Annotated in this window: 4 protein-coding genes and 1 pseudogene; all 5 read left to right on the top strand. The window is 49.6% G+C overall.

All coding sequences use genetic code 11. The features are described 5' to 3' along the window. Window positions 1–146, top strand: a pseudogene (locus QZF50_RS23195) (translation initiation factor IF-2); the annotation flags it as partial. Beyond that, window positions 146–499: a hypothetical protein gene (locus QZF50_RS23190; RefSeq protein ID WP_061892298.1), complete on the top strand. Its 354-nt coding sequence runs from the start codon at window positions 146–148 to the stop codon at window positions 497–499. The pseudogene QZF50_RS23195 and the gene QZF50_RS23190, both read left to right, overlap by 1 nt. Continuing rightward, window positions 499–1698 carry a baseplate J/gp47 family protein gene (locus QZF50_RS23185; RefSeq protein WP_061892299.1) on the top strand — a complete coding sequence of 400 codons (1200 nt, stop codon included), beginning with the start codon at window positions 499–501 and terminating at the stop codon, window positions 1696–1698. The genes QZF50_RS23190 and QZF50_RS23185 overlap by 1 nt, the downstream gene beginning before the upstream one ends. Further along, window positions 1695–2375 carry a DUF2612 domain-containing protein gene (locus QZF50_RS23180; RefSeq protein ID WP_290378069.1) on the top strand — a complete coding sequence of 227 codons (681 nt, stop codon included), beginning with the start codon at window positions 1695–1697 and terminating at the stop codon, window positions 2373–2375. The genes QZF50_RS23185 and QZF50_RS23180 overlap by 4 nt, the downstream gene beginning before the upstream one ends. Continuing rightward, a partial coding sequence (locus QZF50_RS23175) for a phage tail protein (RefSeq protein ID WP_290389023.1) occupies window positions 2375–3099 on the top strand: 725 nt, incomplete at its 3' end. The genes QZF50_RS23180 and QZF50_RS23175, both read left to right, overlap by 1 nt.

Raw genomic sequence — 3099 nt, 5'->3', positions numbered from 1 at the left:
GGTCTGTGGTTTCTGGTGTGGCATCAAAAATCACTGGTGCTGTTGAGTTCTTGGGGAGCGTGAAGGCTAACGGCAAGCCAATCGATGATACGCACTCTCATGGCGGTGTTCAGCGCGGTGGAAGCAGTACCGACGGGGTAAACTGATGCGATACAGACGTGAAGACGCCGATGGCGATTACACCTTTGGCAGCGGTGATGACACCTGGCTGATTAACTCACCGGAGGCCGTGGCGCAGGCGGTAAAAACGCGATTCGAATTGTGGTATGGGCAATGGTTTCTCGACACCACCGAGGGGACTCCGTGGATCCAGTCCGTACTCGGTAAGCAGAGGCCGGAAACCTACAACCTGGCGATCCGTAAGCGCATCCTCGAAACGCGGGGCGTTAAATCAATCCTCTCTTTCAATACGACGGTGGATACCACGACCCGACGTGTCATGTTTTCCGCTGAAATCGACACTCTCTATGGAATAACGACTGTTACATCGGAGGCGTAATGGCTCTGAACCTTGATTCTCTCGGTTTATCTGCAAAGGTAACCGCGGAGGGGATCAGTGCGCCTGATTATCAGACGATACTCAGCACCCTGATTAGCTATTTTCAGCAGATTTATGGCAGTGATGCCTACCTCGAACCGGACAGCAAAGACGGCCAGATGGTGGCTCTGATGGCGCTGGCGATTCATGATGCCAATAATATGGCGATAACTGTCTACAACTGTTTTTCACCGGCAACCGGCTATGGGGCTGCACTGACCAGTAACGTGAAAATAAATGGTATTTCACGTAAAGGCGCGACGAATTCTATGGTTGATTTGCTTCTTACAGGAACTGCCGGAACAACCATCATTAATGGCAGCGTGAAAGACAGTAATAATGTGATATGGCGTTTGCCTGCTTCAGTGGTGGTAGGCGTGGATGGTACAGTGATGGTGACCGCAACATGTTCCGTCAGTGGTGCAGTGGCGGCGCTGGCTGGAACTATCACTGAAATTAATACGCCAACCCGTGGCTGGGTTTCGGTAACCAATCCTGCTGCAGCCACTGTGGGCACTCCGGCAGAAACTGACGCTGAGTTACGTATCCGCCAGTCGCAAAGTGTTGCGTTGCCATCAATAACCCCATTTGAAGCACTGGATGGTGCTGTTTCTAATGTTACCGGTGTAACCCGCCACAAACTCTATGAAAACGATACTGGTTCGGAGGACGGTAACGGGTTACCGCCACACTCTGTTGCTGTAATTGTGGATGGCGGTGATGTAACGGATATTGCTCAGGCTATCAGAGGGAATAAAGGCCAGGGGACAGCCACTCACGGTACAACATCCGTTACGGTTCCGGATCAATACGGCAATCCCCATGTAATCAAATTCTCGCGTTCCAGTGATGTGCCTGTTTATGCCCGGATTAAATTAAAAGTTTTTACGGGTTATACCTCACAGATAGGGCAGCAGATCCAGCAGGCTATTTCCGACTATATCAATAGTCTGATGATTGGTGATTCGGTCCTTTTAAGTCGCATTTACTCACCGGCGAATCTTGGCGTGGTGAGTGGCGGGAATGCACGCTATTACGATATTCAGGAACTGACGATTGGGAAATCCCCGGGGGCTTTGTCGTCATCAAACATTGATATCAGATATAACGAATCTGCGTCCTGTACCCCGGAAAATATCGTTATAACGGTGGAGTCATGAGCAAATACACCGAACTAATCACAAACTACCACGCCACCAAACCTAAATTTCTTTCACATGTTGATCTGATGACCAGGCCGCTTATTGATGTTGCGGCTGCCACCAGAGGGCTGATTACTGCATTTGATATTGACTCCGCGGTTGGTGTGCAACTTGACATTCTGGGATTGTGGATCGGACGTAGCCGTGTTGTCAGCCAGCCTATCTCAGGTGTCTATTTCAGCTGGGATACCGACGGGCTTGGATATGATCAGGGTGTATGGCAGGGGCCATACGATCCTGATTCCGGATACATGTACCTCAGCGATGAAACTTATCGTGTCATCCTTAAAGCGAAGATTGCGATTAATAACTGGGACGGACGTAATGATTCGCTTCCGGCAATTCTTGACGCGGCAACAGCAGGATCCGGGCTGCGAATGCAGATAGTCGATAACCAGGACATGACGATATCGGTCTGGGTCTTTCCTGATACTGATATTTCAGATGTATCGCGTGAGTTAATTGCGGCAATTAAACAGGGGTATCTCACAGTAAAAGCCGCCGGGGTATGGGCGGGGGGCATTGAAACTCCTTCGGTGGAAACCACATCGGAAGGCTCAAAATTTTTTGGTTTTGATATGGATAACGAATTCATCAGTGGTTTTGATGTAGGAGCATGGGGAGTATTACTCTGATGGCGAAAAATGACTTTAAAGCGTTTGCAACTGATCGAAATGCCAATGTTATGTCGCAGGAGGAATGGGAAGCGTTGCCTGCGCTTTTATCCGGATTTACAGCAGGGAAAGCATCCAGTGCGCAGGTGAACAAAGCCATTCGACAGGCCAGCTTTATTGCTGCAGCTCTGGCCCAGTTTGTAAGTGACAAAACGCAACGGGATGTGCTTGATAATGGTGATCTGCCCGGTTTTGTTGAATTGCTTGGATCGGGGTTTGCTGTTGAATACCTGAGCCGCAAGAATCCGTTTGGCGATATCAAATCGGATGGCACGGTGAAAACGGCTCTCGAAAACCTTGGTTTGGGAGAAGGTGCTCCAGCTATTGGCGTTCCGTTCTTCTGGCCGTCCGCTGCAATGCCAAATACTGTAATCGACAGCTGGTCCAGTATGGTGTTTTTGAAGTTCAACGGGGCGAAATTTTCTGCCTCTGATTACCCTGTGCTGGCAAAAGTGTTTCCTTCGCTGGTATTACCTGAAGCCCGCGGTGATTTCATTCGTATCTGGGATGACGGGCGAGGTGCAGATGGTAGTCGCGAATTATTAAGCTGGCAGGAAGCTACAAACTTTTCTCAGTTTGCCGGGAATATAGGCGGAGGTGCGGGACACGCAATTAACTTTCATGATGGCGTCGCCGGAAATCAGCCAGCATTTTCACGATTTAATTTCACCAGTAGCTCTGTGGG

Source organism: uncultured Escherichia sp., from assembly GCF_948475835.1.
GTDB lineage: Bacteria > Pseudomonadota > Gammaproteobacteria > Enterobacterales > Enterobacteriaceae > ECMA0423.
Note: the sequence above shows the minus strand (reverse complement) of the source record. Positions and strands in the feature narration are given on the sequence as shown.